Annotated in this window: 20 protein-coding genes; 8 read left to right on the top strand and 12 right to left on the bottom strand. The window is 43.1% G+C overall.

Going from position 1 to position 22,817, the window contains the following annotated elements:
- Positions 1–111: 111 nt before the first annotated feature.
- Entirely contained in the window at positions 112–1,395 is a 1,284-nt protein-coding gene (locus IH597_00210) for a Gfo/Idh/MocA family oxidoreductase (GenBank protein ID MBE0660866.1), read from the top strand.
- Positions 1,396–1,491: 96 nt separating this feature from the next.
- On the opposite strand, the gene IH597_00205 is transcribed toward IH597_00210, so the two are convergent.
- On the bottom strand, positions 1,492–2,574 hold the full coding sequence (locus IH597_00205) for an aminoglycoside phosphotransferase family protein (GenBank protein MBE0660865.1): 1,083 nt from the start codon (positions 2,572–2,574) through the stop codon (positions 1,492–1,494).
- A 152-nt stretch (positions 2,575–2,726) separates the two neighbouring features.
- Here IH597_00205 and IH597_00200 point away from each other — a divergent pair, with 152 nt between their 5' ends.
- The 3 genes from IH597_00200 (at position 2,727) to IH597_00190 (ending at position 6,507) form a co-directional block, all read left to right on the top strand.
- Positions 2,727–3,749, top strand: a complete 1,023-nt coding sequence (locus IH597_00200) for a Fe(3+) ABC transporter substrate-binding protein (protein MBE0660864.1) — start codon at positions 2,727–2,729, stop codon at positions 3,747–3,749.
- A 68-nt stretch (positions 3,750–3,817) separates the two neighbouring features.
- Positions 3,818–5,455 (top strand): iron ABC transporter permease, encoded by a 1,638-nt coding sequence (locus tag IH597_00195; GenBank protein ID MBE0660863.1) that lies wholly within the window; start codon positions 3,818–3,820, stop codon positions 5,453–5,455.
- Entirely contained in the window at positions 5,452–6,507 is a 1,056-nt protein-coding gene (locus tag IH597_00190; GenBank protein ID MBE0660862.1) for an ABC transporter ATP-binding protein, read from the top strand. Before IH597_00195 ends, IH597_00190 begins: the two co-directional genes overlap by 4 nt.
- 127 nt (positions 6,508–6,634) lie before the next feature.
- Here the strand turns inward: IH597_00190 and IH597_00185 are convergent, their stop codons facing one another.
- Positions 6,635–8,029 carry a hypothetical protein gene (locus IH597_00185; protein MBE0660861.1) on the bottom strand — a complete coding sequence of 465 codons (1,395 nt, stop codon included), beginning with the start codon at positions 8,027–8,029 and terminating at the stop codon, positions 6,635–6,637.
- Positions 8,030–8,226: 197 nt separating this feature from the next.
- Here IH597_00185 and IH597_00180 point away from each other — a divergent pair, with 197 nt between their 5' ends.
- Complete coding sequence (locus tag IH597_00180; GenBank protein ID MBE0660860.1) at positions 8,227–8,520, top strand: type II toxin-antitoxin system HigB family toxin; 294 nt, start codon at positions 8,227–8,229, stop codon at positions 8,518–8,520.
- Positions 8,521–8,524: 4 nt separating this feature from the next.
- Positions 8,525–8,878 carry a helix-turn-helix domain-containing protein gene (locus tag IH597_00175; GenBank protein MBE0660859.1) on the top strand — a complete coding sequence of 118 codons (354 nt, stop codon included), beginning with the start codon at positions 8,525–8,527 and terminating at the stop codon, positions 8,876–8,878.
- 10 nt (positions 8,879–8,888) lie between these two features.
- On the opposite strand, the gene IH597_00170 is transcribed toward IH597_00175, so the two are convergent.
- From IH597_00170 to IH597_00145, 6 genes are all read right to left on the bottom strand, one after another.
- Complete coding sequence (locus tag IH597_00170) at positions 8,889–11,006, bottom strand: ComEC/Rec2 family competence protein (protein MBE0660858.1); 2,118 nt, start codon at positions 11,004–11,006, stop codon at positions 8,889–8,891.
- 80 nt (positions 11,007–11,086) lie between these two features.
- On the bottom strand, positions 11,087–11,968 hold the full coding sequence (locus tag IH597_00165) for a tetratricopeptide repeat protein (GenBank protein MBE0660857.1): 882 nt from the start codon (positions 11,966–11,968) through the stop codon (positions 11,087–11,089).
- A gap of 22 nt (positions 11,969–11,990) precedes the next feature.
- A complete protein-coding gene (gene lpxB / locus IH597_00160) occupies positions 11,991–13,106 on the bottom strand; it encodes a lipid-A-disaccharide synthase (GenBank protein MBE0660856.1) in 1,116 nt (371 codons plus the stop codon).
- A 111-nt stretch (positions 13,107–13,217) separates the two neighbouring features.
- Positions 13,218–13,520 (bottom strand): hypothetical protein, encoded by a 303-nt coding sequence (locus tag IH597_00155; GenBank protein ID MBE0660855.1) that lies wholly within the window; start codon positions 13,518–13,520, stop codon positions 13,218–13,220.
- A 27-nt stretch (positions 13,521–13,547) separates the two neighbouring features.
- On the bottom strand, positions 13,548–14,324 hold the full coding sequence (gene surE, locus IH597_00150) for a 5'/3'-nucleotidase SurE (GenBank protein MBE0660854.1): 777 nt from the start codon (positions 14,322–14,324) through the stop codon (positions 13,548–13,550).
- Positions 14,325–14,414: 90 nt separating this feature from the next.
- Positions 14,415–15,029, bottom strand: a complete 615-nt coding sequence (locus tag IH597_00145) for a DUF502 domain-containing protein (protein ID MBE0660853.1) — start codon at positions 15,027–15,029, stop codon at positions 14,415–14,417.
- 192 nt (positions 15,030–15,221) lie between these two features.
- Here IH597_00145 and IH597_00140 point away from each other — a divergent pair, with 192 nt between their 5' ends.
- Positions 15,222–17,132, top strand: coding sequence for an AMP-binding protein (locus tag IH597_00140; protein MBE0660852.1), 1,911 nt, complete (start codon positions 15,222–15,224; stop codon positions 17,130–17,132).
- A gap of 19 nt (positions 17,133–17,151) precedes the next feature.
- Here IH597_00140 and maf read toward each other — a convergent pair whose 3' ends face one another.
- The 4 genes from maf to IH597_00120 form a co-directional block, all read right to left on the bottom strand.
- Positions 17,152–17,748 (bottom strand): septum formation protein Maf, encoded by a 597-nt coding sequence (gene maf / locus IH597_00135; protein ID MBE0660851.1) that lies wholly within the window; start codon positions 17,746–17,748, stop codon positions 17,152–17,154.
- Between the two features lie 22 nt (positions 17,749–17,770).
- Positions 17,771–18,700 carry a geranylgeranylglycerol-phosphate geranylgeranyltransferase gene (locus IH597_00130; GenBank protein ID MBE0660850.1) on the bottom strand — a complete coding sequence of 310 codons (930 nt, stop codon included), beginning with the start codon at positions 18,698–18,700 and terminating at the stop codon, positions 17,771–17,773.
- A 78-nt stretch (positions 18,701–18,778) separates the two neighbouring features.
- Positions 18,779–19,300 carry an HAD-IIIA family hydrolase gene (locus tag IH597_00125; protein MBE0660849.1) on the bottom strand — a complete coding sequence of 174 codons (522 nt, stop codon included), beginning with the start codon at positions 19,298–19,300 and terminating at the stop codon, positions 18,779–18,781.
- 3 nt (positions 19,301–19,303) lie between these two features.
- Positions 19,304–20,101 carry a DUF2520 domain-containing protein gene (locus tag IH597_00120; protein MBE0660848.1) on the bottom strand — a complete coding sequence of 266 codons (798 nt, stop codon included), beginning with the start codon at positions 20,099–20,101 and terminating at the stop codon, positions 19,304–19,306.
- A gap of 236 nt (positions 20,102–20,337) precedes the next feature.
- Here IH597_00120 and IH597_00115 point away from each other — a divergent pair, with 236 nt between their 5' ends.
- On the top strand, positions 20,338–22,632 hold the full coding sequence (locus tag IH597_00115) for a BamA/TamA family outer membrane protein (protein MBE0660847.1): 2,295 nt from the start codon (positions 20,338–20,340) through the stop codon (positions 22,630–22,632).
- Positions 22,633–22,817: the final 185 nt, after the last annotated feature.

Raw genomic sequence — 22,817 nt, 5'->3', positions numbered from 1 at the left:
TAGAAAATTTATAAAAACATCCTTACTGGGCGGTTTGGGAGTGACTGCCCTGGGTGGAAATGCACTGGCAATATCAACCCGGTTGATTTGCCTGAACCTGTTTTTCATTCAATGCCAACACCATTGTCTGCCAAAGATGGCGAAAAACTGCGGGTTGGATTTATTGGTGTGGGCTTGCGGGGCCGGGGTAATCTGGATCTAATCCTCAGGCGTGGCGATTGCATTGTTCCATGTATTGCCGATCCCGAACCAAAAGCAATTGCCTCCTCGATGAAAATGTTTGAACAGATGGACCTGAAAAAGCCTGATGCCTATGGTCAAGGTGTTTACGATTATCTGAAGATGCTTGACAAAGAAAAACTGGATGCAGTTATCATTTCTACACCTTGGACCTGGCATAGTCGTCAGGCAGTTGCAGCCATGAAGCATGGATTGTACGTGGGCTGTGAAGTTTCCGGCGCTTTTTCGATTGATCAGTGCTGGAACCTGGTTAATACGCATGAAGAAACCGGGTCGCATTTTTTCTTTCTCGAAAATGTTTGCTACCGCCGCGATGTGATGGCCGTGCTCAACATGGTTCGTAACAATGTGTTTGGCGAGTTGATCCACATTGAATGTGGTTACCAGCACGATCTCAGGAATGTAAAATTCAACGATGGGGAAACTGTTTACTCCCGCGGTTCGGAGTTTGGCGAAAATGCCTTGAGTGAAGCCAAATGGAGAACCATTCACTCCCTGCACCGCAACGGCGATTTATATCCGACACATGGGGCGGGGCCTATCATGAATTATATCAATATCAACCGAGGGAACCGTTTCACTCACCTTGTTTCAATGTCAACCAAGGCCAGGGGATTGCAGGAATATCTGAATGAGGTTGACCCTAACCATCCCAACGCAAGGCTTGAATGGAAGCTGGGTGATGTGGTGACTACGCTCATTCAATGCAGCAATGGCGAAAAAGTACTGGTAAGCCATGATACCAATTTGCCCCGTCCTTACTCGCTTGCTTTCAGGGTGCAGGGTACCAAGGGCTTGTGGATGGATGTGAACAAATCCATTCATGTGGAAGGAGTTTCGGAAGGCCACCGCTGGGATGACCAACAGCTATGGCTCGAAAAATATGATCATCCGCTTTGGAAACGTTACCAGGATGATGCCGCAGGCGCCGGCCATGGCGGCATGGACTGGTTCATGATCAACGCTTTTGTGGAATCAGCGAAACGAAACACAGCGCCACCTATTGATGTATATGATGCCGCCACCATGCTTGCTATCACCCCGCTGAGCGAAAAATCAATTGCTATGGGCAGCGCCCCCATGCCTTTCCCCGATTTCACCAATGGTCGCTGGATCAGCAAGAAACCGGATTTTGGGTTGAGTGATTTGTACTGATAATAAGAAAAGAAGGTTGCCACCAATGCACGAATAAAGCCCTGATTCGTGCATTCATGCCAAAAAAAAGTGATTTGTGTCCCAAACGGCTGCTGTTTAGCAACCATTCATAACAATCCCCTGCATCTCCTTAAAATCCTCCCTCATGCTCTCCGCCAGCTTAAATTGCGCTCTGGCCCGGAAAAGATTGTGATTTTCGCTGCTTGTTTTGTAATATTTATCGCCATCAAGGAAGTCCGTTAGAAACCTTATTCCCTGGATGAAAGTGATATAGCGGCAGGAAAACGCCAGGTAAGAGATTTCATCCTGAGTTAAAATGCCATGTGTTTTTTCCAGGAATCCTTTTGTAAAAGCTTCGAATATTTGCAAGTCAATTTTCATCTTTGAAAGATCTTGCTCATCTTCTGCAGCGGTGGCGGCAGCCGTTCTGATTGCATCACCGAAATCATACAGCGAAAGTCCGGGCATCACGGTATCAAGGTCAATCACACAAATGGCCTTTCCCTGCGCATTAAACAGCACATTGTTGATTTTGGTGTCGTTATGCGTTACGCGAAGCGGACACCTCCCCTGCTTCTCCAGTTCAGTTACGATCTTCATTTCATCAATCTGCGAATACACCAATTCAAGCTCAGATTTAACTTCTGATTTTCGATTTGCAGGATCATTTTCCACTGCCTTTTCAAAATCCCGAAAGCGTTTTGAAAGAGAATGAAATTCAGGGATCACAGGCTGAAGCGTCTGAACTGGAAAGTCATGCAAGCTATAAAGGAAGTGACCGTAAGCCTTTCCAGCTTCGTAAGCAATAACAGTGTTGGGAACCTTATCATAACTTATGCTGCCCTGAACGTTCAGAAACATGCGCCAGAAATTGCCTAGAGCATCGACAAGGTAATTTTGGCCGTTTTTGGTTCGAACCACCTCAAGAACCACGAAACCATCTTCTGATATTCTTTTTTGCTGAAGATGCTGCGTAACGTGCTGAATGTTGTTCATCAGCAAATTCACATCCGTAAAAACCTGATGATTAATTTTTTGCAGGATGCAATCTGCCGCGTCAGGTTCAGAAGTCCTTAGAAGAAAAGTCGCATGAATATGGCCCGAACCGATTGGCGCAGCATCACACAACGTTCCCGAGGCATTGAACCGGCTAAAAATTTCCGTGAATTGATCTTTCACTGCGCTGATTTTAGTTTCGGTGTTTATCCGGCTAAAATAGCAAAGATTGTAAGGCGTGCTCAAGCCTTTGCAAAATCATCGCCGCAATCCTGTGCTGAACCAAAACAATCATTTAACAGACATGTTAATACAAGCACACAAATAACTATTCGATGCTTAAAATAATTCAAATTCTAGTTGCTATTTTCCTGCTTTCCGGCTTTTACGCTTGCCAGCAAAAATCCGAAGAAGTAAACGTTTATTCAGGCCGTCATTACCGATCTGATGAATATCTATTTAAAAAGTTTACAGATGAAACCGGCATTCGTGTGAACCTCGTGAAGGCTGACACTGATCAGTTGATCAACCGTTTGAAACTTGAGGGCAACACCTCTCCAGCCGATCTGCTTATCACTGCCGATGCTGGCCGGATGATAGCAGCCATGGAAGAAGGCTTGCTGCAACCAGTAAACTCTGAGAAGATATTCAGTATTGTACCTGCTTACCTGCGCGATCCCAACGGGCATTGGTTCGCACTGACCAAGCGTGCCCGTGTTATCGTTTACGATAAGGCCCGTGTTAACGCTTCAGAACTTAACAGCTATGAAGATTTAACAATGCCACAATGGAAAAACCGTGTGCTGGTGCGCTCTTCACAAAGCCATTATAATCAAACCCTGATGGCATCTATTATCGCCGCCAACGGTTCGGAAAGTGCTGCACATTGGGCTGCAGGACTGGTTGCCAACATGGCCCAGCCTCCCCGTGGCAACGACCGCGATCAGGTAAAAGCCATTGCTGCCGGAACTGGTGATGTAGCCATCGTCAATACTTATTATATGGGTTTGCTGTTAAATTCTACCAACCCGGAAGAACGTGAAGTTGCAGAGCAAGCCGGGATTTTCTTTCCCAACCAGGATGGCCGGGGAAGTCATGTCAATATCAGTGGCATGGGCGTAACTTCGGCATCGGCAAATACTGAAAACGCCATCCGGTTAATGGAATTCATGCTTGATTTTCCGGCTCAACAAACCTTGGCGGAAGAAAACTTTGAATACCCGGTAAACCCTGACGTGCTGTGGCCTGAGCTACTTGAGGAATGGGGACAGTTTAAAGAAGATACAGTGGCTTTGAGCAGGCTTGGGCAGCACCTGGAAGAAGCAATGCTGATATTTAACAGGGTAGGGTGGGAGTAAATTTTGAGTAGGCAGTGAGCAGTGGCAGTAGGCAGCGCGCTCATTGCCAACTGCCAACTTATACAATAATGCTTAAAAGGCTCAAAAAAATATCGACCTATCTCCTTAACCCCTGGGTGCTGCTGCTGCTTACAGTCACTCTCCTTATCTCTATTCCTCTGATCATCATCCTGGGAGGAGTTTTTACAGAGGGTGGCGAAATCTGGATACATATCCTGAAAAATCTTGTTCCAGGATACGTTGTCAACACTTTTTTGCTGATGCTCGGAGTGGCGGTTTTCACTTTTGTGCTCGGTGTCAGCACATCATGGATCGTAAGCATGTACCGTTTCCCTGGCCGCCGCTTTTTTGAATGGGGCTTGATTTTACCCATTGCATTACCAGCCTACATCAGTGGCTTTACCTGGGCGGGCATCCTGGATTACACATCGCTGTTGTATGTTTTTGCACGAAACAATTTTGGTATCAATACCGGGCAATACCTGTTTTTTGATGTACTGAGCCTGCCAGGCGCGATTATCATTTTCTCGCTGGCATTGTATCCCTACGTCTATATTATCACCCGCGCTTATTTTTTAAGGCAGTCGAGGGTGCTGTTTGAAGTGACGGCTTCGCTGGGTATGACGCCTTTTCAATCTTTCCTGCGCGTAGCTTTACCTATGGCGCGACCAGCAGTAGTTGCCGGTATCTCGCTGGCGCTGATGGAAGTCCTCAACGATTACGGACTGGTAAAGTATTTCGGGGTTGACACTTTCACAACCGGAATTTTCAATGCCTGGTTTGCCTTTGGCAATTTAAATGCAGCGCTGAAGCTTTCTGCATTCCTTATGTTTTTTGTGTTCGCACTGCTATTGCTCGAACGCTATCAGCGAAAGGACAAGCGTTTTGATATGAGCACGGCGAGCAGGCCATTGCAGGCTAAGAAACTCAAAGGTTTGAACCAATTGTGGGTAGTCGGCATCGTATCAATTCCCTTCCTTTTTGGTTTCCTCCTACCTTTTAGCATGATGATTTACTGGACAACCCATGTTTTTGCAGAAGTGCTATCATCTGATTTCCTGATGCTTTTGCGCAACAGTTTTACCCTGGCATTATTGGCTTCAATTATAACAACGGTGTTTGCCGTTTTTATCGCCTACACGGTTCGAACCTTTCCGTTGCCATTTGTTAAACTGGCAGTATACTTTTCAACCCTTGGTTATGCGCTGCCGGGTGCGGTTGTAGCCATAGGATTGCTGGTCGCTTTACTGTGGTTCGAAGCGGGTGTAGCTGGCTTTATCAGAAACGCCGTGAAGATTACATTGCTGGGAACCTGGTTCACGCTGGTATTCGCTTACCTGGTTCGATTCATAGCCATTGGTTACAACAGCATCGGTAGCGGTAATGAAAGGGTGCCCGTAAGCCTCGACCAAGCCTCGCGTTCATTGGGAGTTTCAAAACTCAAAACTTTGATAAGCGTAAATTTACCGCTGATAAAAACTTCGGTGCTAGCTGCAGCGTTGCTGGTTTTTATAGATGTGCTGAAGGAATTGCCACTGACCCTAATACTGCGCCCATTCAACTTCGACACCCTGGCCATCAGGACCTTTGAGTTTGCCAGCGACGAACGTCTGGCCGAAGCGGCGCCGGCAGCGGTTATTATTGTGATCGCAGGGTTAATCCCTGTTTATCTGTTGAATAAAATGATGAGGAGAGGAAGAACATGAGTGTTTTAAAGGCGATAAATCTTGGAAAAGAATATCCGGGCGCTGCCACCTGGGCGGTCAGCAGTTTTAACCTTGAAATTGAACAGGGCGAAATCCTTGCGCTGCTTGGCGAAAGTGGTTGTGGTAAAACAACTGTGCTTAGAATGATATCCGGATTTGAAGTTCCTGATGCTGGTGAGTTATGGCTTGGTACAAAACGTGTTTCAGGTGATGGTTTTTTTGTCGAACCTGAAAAAAGAGGCATCGGCATAGTTTTCCAGGATTATGCTTTGTTTCCGCATAAAACTGTATCTGAAAACATTGGTTTTGGCTTGTTCAGGCTTGGAAAGAAAGAGAAAGCAGTCAGGATCAGCGAACTCATTGAGCTTACAGGCTTGAAGGATCTTGAGCATCGCTATCCACATCAACTCTCCGGTGGGCAGCGGCAGCGGGTTGCCCTGGCAAGGGCCCTGGCGCCCAATCCAAACCTGATCCTTTTTGACGAACCCTTTAGCAATATTGACAGTGTTCTCAAAAACCAGATACGTAGCGAGATCCGGGATATAATAAAGGCTTCCGGCACTACTGCTATTTTTGTGACCCACGACACCAAAGATGTACTTGCCATTGCCGATAGAGCCTTGGTACTGAAAGATGGAAAAATTCTGCAAATTGACTCGCCCGGAAATCTCTATCAAAAACCTGTCAATTCATATGTGGCCAGTTTTTTTGGGAAAAGCAATTTCATCTCAGCCAAACCTGTAAAAAACGGATTTGAAACTGCGATTGGGTTTATTACTGCTGAAAGCGAACTTTATCTGGATAAACCGAAAGTTACCCTTTCCATCCGCCCGGAATCATTTCAACTTACTGAGCCAAACAAGGAAAATGCCTTTAAGGGACGTATTTTGAGCCAAAAATTCTTTGGGGAATACACTGAGCTGATTGTTGAGGTTCCGGCAAAAGATAAACCTGAAACCATCACAATTCATTCAAAGAAGGGGAATTGGTATCCGGTTAACGAATGTTGGTTTGTGGTTAATGAAGAAGGAGGAGTTGTGATTAATGAATAAACTGCTAGTTATATCCTGACTTTTTACACAGTCTGACGTTATGATCTGTAAATTTACTCAGGACTTATAATAGTTAACTTTGACTTTTGATTAAACTTTCCCGCTTTGTAGAATCAACGGTTCCGTGTTATTGTCTGAGTTCAACAAGCCTATATTGGTATTTTTCAGTTACATTTTTATGTTGTTCAATTTCCAGAGAGTAGTAAGACTTGCCCAGAGTGATTATTGAATGCTCATCACGCATACTATGCAATACTTTTGCATACGAAGTCAAAACAATTAAATAATCTTCTAAGCTTTTCTTTTCATTCACCTCATACAGGATGATATAATTCGAGTCTTCTCTTATTATATTTTCATAGAACCTCGTAAGCTCATCTGCCAATACCAACGAGTCGTTAATAATATATAACCTGGAGTCTACATGCTGTATTAGAATCACATTTTTTATTCCATCCGCCTCACTTACAAGTTTATAAATCTCATCTTTAGTGTATTTGAAATCAGGGAGTCGAACATTAAATGAGAAATCCCGGTAATATCTTTGATCAAATTCCGGGTTATGCGGTATTATGGCATAAGCAACCCTATGAATGCCAGATTTTAATAGTTCTTCTTGCAATCGGAGCACATATTGCATTGGAACTCCCTTATGAATGATGAGGCGAAAAGCCATGAATCTAGCCCGAAATTCATCTATTTGACTCAATAGGTCAGAAAGAACTATTGGCAAATCATCAAATGCCACCTCATAATTATTAATTATAATGACTGGAATGCTTTTCTTGTCACTTCCCTTTGACATAGCAAGGTAAATAGGTTCTTTAAAGTTCGGATACCACAAATGCTCAGCATTCGATTCGGGGAGATCCAATAAAAAGTTATTGTAAACGCTCTTATTCAAGATTATCGCATTTATAGCCCTGTAATCAATCATGTTTATTTTTGAAAATGAGAAGGAAATCAAAGAAACCACCAGAGCGGATGCTAAAAACCAAAATTTTCTTTTGCCATTTATTATTTTTAAAATGCTTATCCAGGAATTTAAGAACAGTACAATGATTATCAGGATAAAGAGGTATTTATAGTCGGGATATAGGCTGAAAGTGTAAAAAGCGCCTTTAATTGTAAACCCAAAATAGTAACCATAGAAAACTGCAAGTTGAAAGAAAACATAAAGGAAAAACCAATTTAAGACTCTTTGATCGTTTAGAATTGATATTCTTAATCGCTTATTCTTCTCGAGTAATTTTCGGGGCCTGTCGTTCCAATACCAAAAGCAAGTTGACTGCCCAATAATGACTGAGATAAATGCAAGAACAAGATTATAGAAATTTACTTCTTCTCGTGAAAGTAACCAAACATCATAGTCATCAGTAACAGAGAGTATTCTGAGCGATTCTCTCATGATGTATAAGAAAGAATACAATGAGAAGGAATAAAGCAATCCAAGCACAACACCTGAAATTATCCTGATTTTAGTCAGGCTAATCACGTTTGTTGGTTTTATTTCGAAGTTCAAATGGTACTGTTTTGATGCTGTGTGCTTCAATAGTGCACAAATATAGAAAAAATAAGTTCATATTGTTGCTATTGAAATGTATAAACCAGCGGTTTGAAAATGTTATTAACAACCTTATGTCAACTCAAGAATTAATTTAGCAGATTTTTACCAAATTGGTAACTTTGTTTTATCTTTGCAGGTAATAATGTTAGTTGATGAGAGTTATAGCCAAAAAGACAATCAGGCAGTTTTGGGAAATACATGCTGATTCGGAGGAGCAGCTTAAAACCTGGTATAAAGAAGCTTCAAAAGCTGTATGGAGAGCTCCCACTGATATTAAGTCTGAGTTTCCGAAGGCCAGTATTCTGAAAAGCAGCAGAGTAGTTTTTAATATTTGCGGAAACAGGTACAGACTTATAACCCGGATTAATTATCATAGAGGATGGGTCTTTATAAGATTCATCGGATCACACCAGGATTATAATAATATTGACGCTGATAAAATTTAAGAATATGAATATCAAGCTTCTTAAAACAGAAAAGGATTATGAGAATGCCCTGGAAAGGCTGGATCAGATATTTGATGCACCTGAAAATACACCCGAAGGGGATGAAGCCGAATTGTTATCCATTTTGATCGAGAAGTATGAAGATGAGTATTACCCAATTGAAGCTCCCGATCCCATTGAGGCCATCAAATTCAGAATGGAACAAATGGGTATGAGCAATAAGGATCTGGCTGAAATCATCGGCTATAAAAGCCGTGTATCAGAGATTTTCAGTGGTAAACGCAAACTCACACTTGCAATGATCAGGAATTTGCATCACAAACTCAAAATTCCTTACGAATCCCTTATGGCTGAGTAAGAATCCTTACCTAAATATCCAAAACAAACGCTCCCTTTTCTCTTACATCGTGATAAGGCACTTCCATTTCAGTACATGCTTCACGCCACAGCGAAGTGTTCCAGGGCGGAACCTTGTTGCTGATGATTACTTTACCGGCTTTGTAGCTTTGCAGGATGTCCTTTGGTTGGCGATGGCTGTCAATAACAATCAGCAAGCTGGCCTGCAATGGTTGTTCTTTATCAATCAATGGCGTGTTGCGGTCAACCAACATGATGAGCTCTTTGCCAAACTGTACAAATGGATGCCTGGCTTTGAATGGCAGGTTTGCCTGCGTAATCGGTTGTTCCTGATGAAGCTCATCGAAAGCCAGCAAACGGGGCTTAATGCCGCAACGGGTATGATGGTTGATCACATGAAAATCCAGGACTGAAGGATCGGATAATTTTGTTGAGTCAACCAACATTAAGCCATTCCGGCCATGAACCATATCAATGGCAACATCATTGCGCAATGCATACACGACAAGAAAATGTTGATTTGCCCTTTCATATTGCCTGTAAACACCAATACCAAAGAACAAAATAATCAGCGACAGAGAGACTTGTAGCAATACGGCCTTTCGGATCGCAAAGGCACGAAAGCCCACCATGATAACCAGAAAGAGCACAAGCATTTCAAGCATGCTGATAAAAACCCCAGTGGTTGCCGAATATGGCAAGCTATCCACAAACGCAACGGAGTTATTCATAGCTTTCAGGAAAACCACAAGCAGCCAGGAAATCCATCCTGAAATCACAGGAACTGCCGATAAAATTACGGTAAGAAAACCGGCATAAAGGATAAGTGAGGCCAGTGGTATGACTAAAAGATTGGTGATGATGAAATAATTCGGAAACTGATGGAAATAATATAACCCAAGTGGCGCTGTTCCGATTTGGGCAGCAATTGAAACAGTAGTTATGGCCCAGATTTTATCAAGCAACCAGTTCCTGGGCCTCCATAACTGGTAAAGGCCAGGCTGTATGGAAACTATCGCAATCACAGCAATATACGAAAGCTGAAACCCCACCTCACGAATCAGATAGGGGTTTATGATGAGAAGTATAAAGGCTGACACCGCAAGACTGTTGTAAATATTTGCGTTGCGGTTCATGCTCATGCCAATAATCACAAAACTGAACATTGTAGTTGCCCTGAGAACCGAGGGGGCAAGACCAGTCAGCAATGCATAAAACCAAATGCCTGAAAGCAAAAGTATAATTCGTAAAAACCTTGAGTAGCGGTTTCGCTTCAGAAAAAACAACATATTGCTGAAAACCAGGAAAATAACTCCTACATGAAGTCCAGATACGCAAAGTACATGCATGGCTCCGGCAGTGGAGAATTCCTTGCGCGTGTCGTTGTCAAGGTAGTCGTCCATGCCAAGAATTAATGCCGTTGCAACTGAGAAATCACGCCCTGCAATACCATGATTGTTAAAAACCCGGATAAATGTTTTCCGCAGACTCAGTGCGAACTCTACCAGAGGATTACCAAACCCGCTACCGGTTTTGATCCATTGATCAGGACGGATGTAAGCCTGGAAGTGAATATTTTTATTCGCGAGGTAGCCCTGGTAATCGAACTCACCCGGATTTGAAGGAGGGGAAGGTGTATTGAACTTTGCGTAAACCAGCAATCTGTCGCCGTAAGCAATGCTTTCAGCAATGCTGTCGAGGGGAAAATAGAGCAACACATCACCGTTTACTTTTAGCCAGACGCTGTCGGTTTCAACGGCAATAATTTCAGCGAGCGCTTTATATGAGTTTGGCCGGGCTTCCAAAGCCCCGTTGATTCTTACCAATACCGGTTCTGTACCTGAGTAATGATGTGAAAGATGATGAGGGTTGCTGCGTTGGTCGTTCAAGCGGCTCCACTCAATCCCGAAAGTAAACATAATCAGGCCTAACAGCAAACCGGGCAGCCACCGGATTCTAAAAGCAACATGCTTTAGAGAAGCTAAATGCACCAATGCCAGCATCAAAATCAGCGCCGGCAAGATCCAATATATAATGTGGATTTGATACCGGGTTCCGGTTTCCAGCAGTATTCCCAGCGCGAAGAATACAAGCAACCTGAAAAGGCTATGTTGGTTCCAGCGGTTCATACTTTTTGATGGGTAAATTCAGGGTATAAAAATAACGAACCGGGAATAGATATGCAATAGCCCTTATCGAAAAAGTACTGCTATTTGCAATATAATTCCAGATATTCCTTTACCAGCGGGTGACCCATTTCCAAGGCGCGCTGCCAATCGGCGCAGGCCCTTATTGTATCGCGGATATACAGATAGGCGATACCACGGTTCGCATAAGGCGCCATGCTTTTAGGATCAATTTCCATTGAACGGCTGAAATCGGCAATGGCACCCTGAAAATCGCCAAGCATATAGCGGGTATTTGCGCGGTTGTTATAGATGCCTGCGGTATTGAAACCCAGTTCCACTGCTTTATCAAAATCTACAAGCGCTTCCTCTAGCTTTCCAAGCTGCCCGAGTGAACTTCCACGGTTAAAATAATACAAGGCATTATTGGGGTCGAGTGTAATGGCTTTGGAATAACTTTCTACAGCCAAATCGTTTTCTGCGCCATGGGTTTGGGTCGCGCCTAAAAAATTCCAGGCACGATGATCATCTTCAACCATAGAGGTCACCTTCAAGAAATCTTCCTTCGCTGCTTTGAAATTGCTTATGTCAACATAAATCTGCCCACGGTAATAATATGCTTTTGGGTGCATCGGGTCGGATTGGACAGCGAAATCCATTTTTTCCAGCGCCGCTGAGTATTCTTTATTCCTGTAGAGATCAAGACCCAGTTTGATATAATCCTCATACGCATTGAATTGCCCGGCGGCTGCCTGCTGCTCAAGATGTGCGATGCCGTCTGCATCTTCTGCATCTGGTACTTGTTGGCTTACAGGAAAGGAATCCCGGTGTTGATGAATGCTATCATCATTAGTTGAAGATTTGGTTTTTGCCTGGTTTCCATCTCCGGATTGGTCTTTTACTGAACCAAAATTGCAAGCGTTTAAGAACAAAAGAGCTAAGAATGCGATTAATGTTTGTTTCATTGTTGTAGAGGGTTAATTTTCTTTATTCAATATGGTTAAGGATATTCCACATGAGTTTTGCTGTCCGGGCCGAAGCTCCTGCTCCGCCAAGTTTAATTTCCATTAATTTGTAATTGCTGATCATTTTTTCGCGCGCTTCGCTATTGTTCAGGAGCAAACCCAGTTCGCGCGAAAGATTCTCCGGGTTCATTTCATTCTGTATCAATTCACTTACAACGGCCTGGTTCATAACGAGGTTGACCAATGATATATACTCAATCTTAACTAACTGCCTGGCAATCTGTACTGAGATCCAATTGCCCTTGTAACAAACCACCTGAGGCACATGAAAAAGCGCTGTTTCAAGAGTTGCAGTCCCGGAAGTTACAATAGCCGCATTTGCCGTACTTAAAAGCTGGTACGTTTGGTCAGTAATAATTTCGGCATTGTGCGATCCGATTATGTTCTTGTATAAGCTTGCTGGCACTGAAGATGTGCCGGCAATAATAAAACGATAGCCTGGGAAATTCGGAACTACGGCCAACATCGCCGGCAGCATTTTATTGACCTCCTGTTTACGGCTTCCTGCCAGCAAGGCCACAACGGGCCGTTTATCTTCGCTTTTTAATGAAGATGGAACTTTGGTTGTGTTATAATTTTCAATTGCATCGAGCAATGGATGGCCTACAAAATCAACTTCAACATTGCTGCGCTTATAAAATTCTTTCTCGAAAGGCAGAATCACAAACATGCGATCCACCCATTTTTTAACTTGAAGCACGCGTGAGCGTTTCCAGGCCCAGACCTGCGGCGATATATAATAGAAAACCTTTATTCCTAACCCGTGGGCAAATTCAGCAATGCGGAAATTGAACCCGGGATAGTCAACCAGGATCACCACATCGGGTTTGAATCGAATGATATCGCTCTTACATTGTTTCAGAAACCGAAGAATGGTTCGCAGGTTTTTAATTACTTCTACAAAACCCATGAAGGCCATGTGACGGTAATGCATCACCAGTTCAGCTCCCTGTTCCTGCATTCTGTTGCCGCCCCATGCCCTGAAAATACTGTCAGGATCAAGGCGTTTCAGTTCCCTGATCAGGTTGGAGGCGTGTAGGTCGCCCGAAGCTTCACCGGCAATGATGTAATACTTCATAACACTATTTCGGGATTCTTATGGTTTAAGCACTGATTTCAGGATTAAAAACAACCTTGATCTTTCCAGTTAACGAATATCCAATAAAGTAATTGATCTGGAACTTTCTAACTATTCCTGCCCGCCATGAATAAACAAAAAATACAATATCGTCATCACAAACATAGCGGCAAGAACTCCTCTTCCTGTTTTATCAAGTTTCAACTTTAACATATAAAACCTGAAAGGAAAAAGGTTCGCAAATATACTTATCATTGCCAATACTTGCTTTCGAAGATAGTGACTGCTGAAAGCTTCCTGAAAAACCTGGGCAAGCCCCCAAAGTGATGCGTAGATGGCAACGCTTATCGCAAAAGCAAGCACCAAGCCGAATGCCAGATTATCCTTTTTTAAAAATTCCTTTATGCCGCTCATGCAGTTAATTATGTTTTAATCAGCGTGTTATTTTTCCAGATCCCATTGCTTGAGTTGCACAATGGCAGCATGAGCTGTCATATCAATATGCACAGGAACAACAGCTATATAATTGTTTGTAATCGCCCAAACATCAGTATCTTCAGCGCCATCTCTGTCTTCAAATACTCCGGTGAGCCAATAATAGCTTCGTTTAAACGGATCAGTTCGGGCATCGTATGTTTCCTTCCAGTATCCTTTGGCTTGTCTTACAACCTTTATTCCCCTGATAGCATCAGCCCCAGACGCAGGTATATTTACATTGAGACAGGTTGCAGGTGGCAGCCCGTTTTTAAGAACTTGCTTCACAATGGTTTTGATATATTCCTCGAACCCATCAAAATTGGCATGTATGGAGTAATCATTCAGTGAGAAACCTATGGCGGGAATATCTTCGATGGCGGCTTCGATAGCCGCAGCCATTGTGCCGGAATAAAGAACGTTAATTGAAGCATTGCTGCCATGATTGATGCCTGATACAACCAGATCGGGCTTGCGGTCAAGTACAATTTTAACACCCATTTTAACGCAATCAACTGAGGTGCCGTTGCAGCTATATTCCGGGTGATTGTTTTCGTTTGGAATCTGATGCACCATCAGTGGGGTTGTTACTGTAATGGCATGCCCCATCGCCGATTGCGGTTTATCAGGCGCCACTACAACAACTTCACCAAGTGAATGCATAATACTTATCAGTTTACGAATACCGGGAGCTGTAATTCCGTCGTCGTTGGTTACTAAAATCAAGGGTTTAACAGATGTCATTTTTATCGGTTGGATTATTGTTTAAAATTGCCGGGTTTTCATTTTCTTTTGTCATACTTCGGGCCCGGCTCTGGAGATATAACTAATGAATTAAGCTATTGGTTCATTTTCCTGATTTTCGATACCTGTAACGCCAGCAGAAACTATAAATTTCATGACTTCCGCAGCGGGTGCATTGATGGGTCTCACATTATCTGCTGAAACAATAAATAGGTTCCCGGAGAAATTATATGAATGCGGCAGGTAAACAGCCACTCGCTTACTGTCAATACCCAATGAACTCAGGTCGCGCTGGGTTACAAAGCCCAGTTTCTCAAGATCACTTTCCCTGTTGACCTTTACAAGAACGGGTTCGGTAAACTTACGTTTTTGCCCAACAAAAGCAGTAAGCAAATCCTTGATGGAGGAATAAATGATTTTGATGAAAGGAACCTTCGCTGCTGCTTTATCCAGGTAGCCCATCATTGGCCTGAAAATGATGGTGCGGCCTAAAAAGCCAACCAACGTGATTAAAAGTACAATAGTAATGAGACCCAATCCGGGAATATTAAACTTCAGGTAGGTCCTTATGTACTGATTGAGCAGCTCGTCAACATAAAGAAAACTAAAGTAAATGGCATAGCCGGTAATAAACAATGGTGCGATGTAAATCAGCCCTTGCAGAAAAAAACCTAGCAACGTCCTGAGTATCTTTTTGGTGTTCATAAAATCATGAATTTAATCGCGTGCAAAATTACTGAAAATAAGGATGGAAGCCGGTTAATAATGCCCACAGGTCTTCGCCAGTAGCTAACTTCGACTGCCAAAGCGTTATTATTGCGAACCCACCCGCGTGTTTGTTGATCCGATTAAAAAATGTTTTATGTTTGCTGTCAGGAGAACAAAACACCACCTATCATGAAAACAATACCATCATTTTTTGAAGCCCATGTTGAGCAATACGCCAGTAACGTGTTGATGTGGGAAAAGAAAGACGGCCCCTACCAGGGCCTCACCTATGCCGAAATGCGTAAACTCGTTCACCGTTTTGCCGGTGGCTTGCTAAGCCTGGGTCTGAACCCCGGCGACCGCGTTGCCTTGCTTTCAGAGGGCCGGAATTACTGGGTAATGAGTGAGTTGGGCGTTCTTTATTCCAGGGCTATCTGCGTCCCGCTATCTGTAAAACTCGATGAAGTTTCTGAAGTGCGCTTTCGTATTGCACATTCCGGTTGCCGCTTTGTGATCGCATCGGCAAGACAAAGGCAAAAAGTGCTGGAGGTATTGAAGGATCTGAAAGAAATTGAAAAGGTTATACTTCTTGATCCGGCGGCTGACAAAAATGACAAGGAAATTTTTGTGGAAGATTTGCTTAAACGTGGTAATGCCTGGCTTGAGAAAAACAGTGATTTGTTTAAGAAAACCTGGAAATCGGTTCAGGAAAATGACCTGGCAAATATTTCTTACACTTCAGGTACTACTGCCGATCCCAAGGGCATCATGCTCACACATCGAAACTATACGGCCAATGTTGAACAGGCCCAAACCCTAATGCACATCCCTGAAACTTACCGGACATTGCTTATTCTTCCCTGGGATCATTCATTCGGGCATACGGCCGGAATTTACAGTTTCATCAGTAAAGGCGCCAGTATGGCATCGCTAAAACTTGGTAATACTGCGATGGAAACCTTGAAAAACATTCCGCTCAATATCAAAGAGATTAAACCCAATTTGCTGATGAGCGTTCCGGTGCTGGCCAAGAACTTCAGGAACAATATTGAAAAAGCCATCAAGGACAAAGGCAAGGTGCTGTACGGTTTGTTCCGGTTTGCCCTGAATGTTGCTTATGCCCACAACCAGGAAGGTTTCAACAAAGGTCGCGGCTGGAGGGTTTTTCTTAAACCTCTTTACTGGTTGTTTGATAAAATTCTTTTCAAAAAGATCCGGGCTGGTTTTGGCGGCAACCTTGAGTTTTTTATCGGTGGTGGCGCACTCCTGGATATTGAGTTGCAGCGTTTCTTTTACGCCATAGGCATACCCATGTTCCAGGGCTATGGGCTTTCTGAATCTTCACCGATTATTTCATCCAACGCCCCTCACAGGCATAAACTGGGCTCGTCCGGCTTCCTGGTTGACAATCTCGAACTGAGAATTCTGGACGATAATGGAAATATTTTACCAACCGGCGAAAAAGGCGAAATAGTTGTAAAAGGCGAAAATGTAATGGCGGGTTACTGGAAAAACGAAAAAGCCACATCCCAAACCTTACGTGATGGCTGGCTTCACACCGGCGACCTGGGCTATATGGATGCCGATGGATTTTTATATGTGCTCGGAAGGTTCAAAAGTTTATTGATCGGCAGCGATGGCGAAAAATTCAGTCCGGAAGGCATTGAGGAAAGCCTTGTGAATCATACCCACTACATTGAACAGGTCATGTTGCATAACAACCAAAACCCTTACACTGTAGCATTGATCTACCCTAAAAAAGATGCTTTACGAAAATGGTTGAAGCACAAACAACTTGAAGTTGACAGCGATGAAGGCCGTGAAGCCATGATCAAAGCCATCAATTACGATATTAACCAGTATCGCAAAGGTGGAAAAAATGAAGGTGAATTTCCTGAGCGCTGGCTGCCCAGTACATTTGCAATCCTCAGCGAAGGTTTCACTGCTGAGAACCAGCTAATGAACAGCACAATGAAAATGATCCGCGGAAGGGTTACCGAGCGCTATCAAACTTTCCTGGATATGCTTTATACTCCGGAGGGCAGGAATATTCAAAACGAACATAACCGAAAAGCCTTGAGGGAGTTGTTTAAGGTGTAAATGAATCGTTCCGGTTAATTCACAAAATCCCGCAAAATTTTAGCAGCTCATTGTAAACCCTTTGAACCGGAAGGCCCATGACGTTATAAAATGAACCGTTTATCTTTTCAATTCCGATATAACCAATCCACTCCTGTATGCCATAGGCGCCTGCTTTATCATAAGGTTTGAAATGCTTGACGTAATAATCAATCTCTTCAGGCCTGAGATGATTGAAATAAACCTCGCTGCAAACATGAAAGGAATGGGTTTTGGTTCGTGAACGAAGGCAAACACCGGTGAGTACCTCATGTTTTTTGCCAGAAAGCTGATTGAGTATAAACACGGCTTCATCAGCATCTTTGGGCTTCCCGATGTTCATATTGTCAATCCATACAATTGTATCAGCTGTTATTAAAACAGTGTGGTTATCCGTAAGGACATCATCAAATGCTTTTGATTTGTGTTCGCACAGGAAGAGCGGTATTTCCTCCCTTTTTAGTTCTTTGGGGTAATCTTCATCAATTTGGCGGGTGAGTACATGGAATTTTAGTCCCAACTCACTGAGCAGTTGTTGGCGACGGGGCGATTTTGACCCAAGTATAAACCGGAAATGATTAAGTTGCTGAACGTACATAATCGTGCTATTAACTTTAAAACTATAAAGTAAGCGAAAATAACTGCATGCCTAGTATACCGGCCACCATGATTATTTTTGCCAGCTTGCCCGGCGCCCTGAAATCTGGTGGCTGTACAGCCTTGTTGATCTGTAGCAAAAGGTTGATCATCAATAACTGAACGGGTATGAGATAGTACCAGAAAATAATTTTTAATCCCTGCTGTAGCAAGAGGTATTGCCCGGCTGCCAGTACAAGCATTGTAAACAATGAGAGCGCCAGTGCAATATTTTTGGCGCCTCCAATCCCTGAACGAACCGGTATCGTTTTACACCCAGCTGCGGTATCTCCCTCAATGTCTTCAATATCTTTCACTATTTCGCGAACCAGGGAAACCAGGAAGGCGAATGCAGCGTAAAATCCCACCACAATACTGAGTTCTGAGAAAACAACAGGATGTTCGTTCACCAGGTTGTGCAACATGTAATACTCAAATAACCATACTACAAGTACAACCAGGGCTGAAAGAAATGAAACAAGCACGTTGCCAATCAGAAAAGAACGCTTGTATCGCGCAGAATAAAGCCATAACAAGGTTGCGATGATCGGAAAGACCAGACCAAGCTTTAACGTACCAACGCGATAAGCCAGGTAGAAACCCAGCAAAACGGCAACTCCATTCATTATCCAATGCAGTAGAATCCCCTGGCGTGCTTCAATACTTTTGCCAAGTATCATCCGCGAAGGCTTATTGATGCGGTCAATACGCAAATCAAAATAATCGTTGATGATATAACCGGCAGCAGCCAGCAGCACAGTAACAAAAATCAACAACATAAAATTAAGGAAGGCAAACTGTGACGACACACCAGCTTGATCAAGGTATGGGCTTACCAGACAATACTTCACCAGCACCTGTGTGAGGATAATAATCAAAAGGTTAGGCCATCTTATCAGGCGTAGCAGCCACATGGTTTCTAGTTTGATTCAAAGTTCAAAGTTCCAAGCCCCAAGCCCCAAGCTCTTTGCTCCAAGCCCCATGCTCTTTGCCTACCAATGAAATGCTCCGTCGCTCATCCATTTTCCTTGTATTTTCATCACCTGCTCTATTACATCCCTCACACTTCCATGACCGCCTTTCTGGTGACTAATATATCTTGATACGGCTTTGATTTCTTCGGCTGCATCGGCAGGACAGGTGGCGACACCGGCGAGTTGCATGATTTCATAATCCGGGATATCGTCGCCCATAAAAAGGACTTCTGCAGGGTTCAAATTATTCTCAGTGATGTAATTCTTAAAAACTTCAATCTTGTTATCAACCCCCAGGAAAACATCTTTGATTTTCAAGGCTTCGAACCTGCGAACCATAGATTCAGAGTAACCACCCGAAATGATAGCCACGCGATAGCCTTTTTTTATTGCAAGTTGCATGGCATATCCATCTTTCACATTGGCAGTTCTCAGCGCATCGCCATTGCTCATAAGAATTACGGTTCCATCAGTGAGAACGCCATCATAATCAAATACAAAGGTGTTTACGTGCTTCAGCAGTTCTTTATAGTTACTCATAGGCTAAGGATTGTTTTCTTTGTTTTTTCGATCAATTATCTTTTCTGTGATCTGCCTGTAAATTTCCTTGTAGTCAGGGAATTTATCCAGCAATTCCAGTTGCCGGGTAATAATGCTGCTGTCGTCGCGGATTGCCGGGCCGGTTTGTGCATCCCAGGGATTCATCATACTAAGTTTATCCAGAAATTCACGGATCAGCGGTATGAGGATTTCAAAGTCAATGTTTCTGCTCTTCAGAATATCAGCAGCCGCCACGTACATGAAGTTCGAGAAGTTGCACGAAAACACTGCGGACAGATGTAGATATTGTCGTTGTTCGGAGTCAATTTCATAAATCTTATTGGTAAGATTTTGAGCCACCTGCCTGATGGATTGCAGTGTACGCTCATCCGAAGCTTCGATGCATACAGGAATATGATCAAAACTAATTGGCCGGGATTTAGAAAAAGTTTGTAACGGATAAAAAACCCCATAGCTTAATGACATGTTTTTCAGCACGGCCATTGGCAGGGTACCTGAGGTATGAACCACAATGCCGTTTACAAACAGTTTTCTGATCAGGCATTCCACAACCGAATCTTTCAGCGCGATAATGTATAGGTCGGCATCGGTATCAAGCTGTTTGAGGTCTGTAATAAATTCCGCATTTATTTTTGCCGAAAGTATTTCAGCTGATCCGCTGGTGCGACTGTATATTTGGCTGATGTTGTAACCCTTCTTATCTAAGGCAATTGCCAGGTGGGTAGCAACGCTTCCCGCCCCCAGAATTACTATTTTGTTTATATCAGCTGGTGTTTCCATATGAGCGGGCTAAATTACGAAGGTATGCAGTGTTTTCATAAAAGGCCGGCATTTTTTATCAAACTGATTGACTGAATGTAATATTCATATGCATGAACGTTATTAAAGCGAACCTTTATTAACTGTACGAATCCGCCGTCATTTTTATGGTTTATCGTACTGTGAATGTATATTTGCACAATTTTAACCTGGCTTGAGGTTTTTTTATGATCCTAAAATCCCGTTTACATCTTTTGATGTCTTTTATGCTACTTCTGATGGCAGCCTCTTCCTGTGTTTCATCAAAGAAGGTGCAGCGCGATGGTTTGATTTTGGATCGCAATAAAATCAAGACTGACAACAAGGACCTGAACATTGAGGAACTGGAGGGATTTATACATCAGAAACCCAACGGGAAAGCCCTTGGTTTTATAAGGTTAAACACCTTTTTTTATGAACGGTTCAAGCCAAAATGGATCAGAGAAACCTTAGGTAAAAAGCCGGTAATTTACGATTCAATGCAGGTTGTTAACTCAATGCGGGATATGAAGTCATACCTTGCCGCCAAAGGGTATTTTCATGCTGAGTTGGATAAAGACGTTAAAAAAAAGAAAAAGGCCGCGAAGGTAACCTACTTCATTTATTCCGGGAGCCCTTATACGTTGCGAAATGTAAGTTACTCAATCCACGACAGTCAACTTGAAGGGTTCATAAACAGTGACCTTGAAAACTCCCTTGTCAAATCCGGCTCAAATTTCGACACCTATACCCTTGACGATGAACGCTACCGGCTTACCACTTATCTCCGGAATCAGGGTTATTATTTCTTTAACAGGGATTACATCTCCTATAAAGTAGACAGCAATTTTCAAAGCCGGCAAATGGATATTGTAATCGAATTTAAACAACCAACAGAGCGCGATAATGAAACCGGGCAAATTATTGAAAAGAAACACCTGCGCTACCGCATGAACGATATCACCATAAATACCGATTACAAGATCATGGTTGATGAATATATTCCATATGATACCCTGGTTGTTCCGCAATGGATCAAATTTCCTGAAAGGCCTTATAAATATTATTTTTTATATCATAACAAACTGCGCATTACACCACCCACCATAGACCGGTTTATATTTCTCCGTGGAGGCCGTTATTATAGCGTTGATAATGCAAACCTTACCTATAACCGGCTGTCAAATCTTGCCATTACCAGGTTCGTAAACGTGAACCTTGTTCCTGCCCAGGAATTTCCTGACGAAGGTTATGGCTACCTGGATGGCTATATTGATATTGGGCGGAACCCGGTACAGGTTTATTCTATTGAAGCCGAAGGAACCAACACCGGGGGTTCGTTAGGAATTGGAAGCAACTTTGTTTATACAAACCGCAACCTGCTCAGGGGAGGGGAGGTGTTTACTATCAAACTCAAAGGCGGCCTAGAGATGCAGCGCTCTTTTGGAGAGTCAACACCTTTTTTTCTTGGCTTTAACACTGTCGAAACTGGTATTGAGGCACGTTTGACCCTTCCAAAATTATTTCTTCCCGGCCGCCAGCAAAAATATACACGGCATGCGGCCCCAAGCACAACATTCACAACAGGTTTGAATTTTCAGTTGCGACCCGATTATACACGGTACATTCTCAACTTTTCTTTCGGTTATGAATGGCGGGAAACCGTCACCAAAAGCCATGTTTTTATACCGGCTGAACTGAATTCGGTACGCATCTTCCGTTCTGCCGAATTTTCCGATTGGCTTTACGGACTGAAAGATCCAAGATTAATTTATCAGTACACCAACCATCTTGTACCGCTTACCAGGTATATATTTACATTCAACAATCAGCCTCTCCGTAAGAACCGCGATTTTATGTTCTTCCGTGGCAATGCCGAAAGTAGTGGTAATCTTCTCTATCTGGCAGATAATTTATTGGAACAACCCACCACCGATGAAGGCTATTATACGAAACTGGGCATACGTTATGCGCAGTTTGTGCGTGGCGAAGTGGACTACAGGTATTATAAATTCGTGAACCCAAAAAGTAATCTCGTTTTCAGGATTGCCGGAGGTGTTGGTGTGCCGTATGGTAATTCGGAAGTATTGCCGGTTGAGAAAGGATTTTATGCCGGTGGCGCAAACGGAATAAGAGGATGGGAGATACGTGCACTCGGACCCGGCAGTTTCAGCGATCCTGAGAATGAATTTGATAAAATGGGTGAAGTCTGGATGGAAAGCAACCTGGAATACCGTTTTCCAATGTACAGTTTTTTAAATGGTGCAGTGTACGTTGATGCTGGCAATATCTGGTTGCTTAGCGAAAATCTCGATTTTCCTGGTGGAGAATTTGACGCAGCCACTTTCTCGGATCAGATCGCAATAAGTACTGGTTTTGGCTTCCGTGTTGATTTAAGCTTTTTTATTTTCCGTGTTGATACCGGTATAAAACTTAAAAACCCATCAAAGGAAATCAATGATCGCTGGGTTGATATGACCCAGTTTAGATTGCGCGATGTTGTATGGAATTTTGGAATCGGATACCCGTTCTAACTATTGAAGTGCTCTCTAACCATCCTAAACTCTAAACCTTCTAAACTTCTAAACCCTATAACCTCGAACCTTGAACAAAAACATAGAACAATTGAACAATAGAACAATAGAACAATTGAATTATGAACTCTTAACCAGCAACCAGCAACCAGTAACCAGCAACCAATCTCTAAACCCCCTAAACT

The organism is Bacteroidales bacterium, from assembly GCA_014860575.1.
Classification (GTDB): domain Bacteria; phylum Bacteroidota; class Bacteroidia; order Bacteroidales; family JAAYJT01; genus JAAYJT01.
The sequence above is the reverse complement of the archived record's forward strand: the minus strand, read 5'-3'. Positions and strand labels throughout refer to the sequence as shown.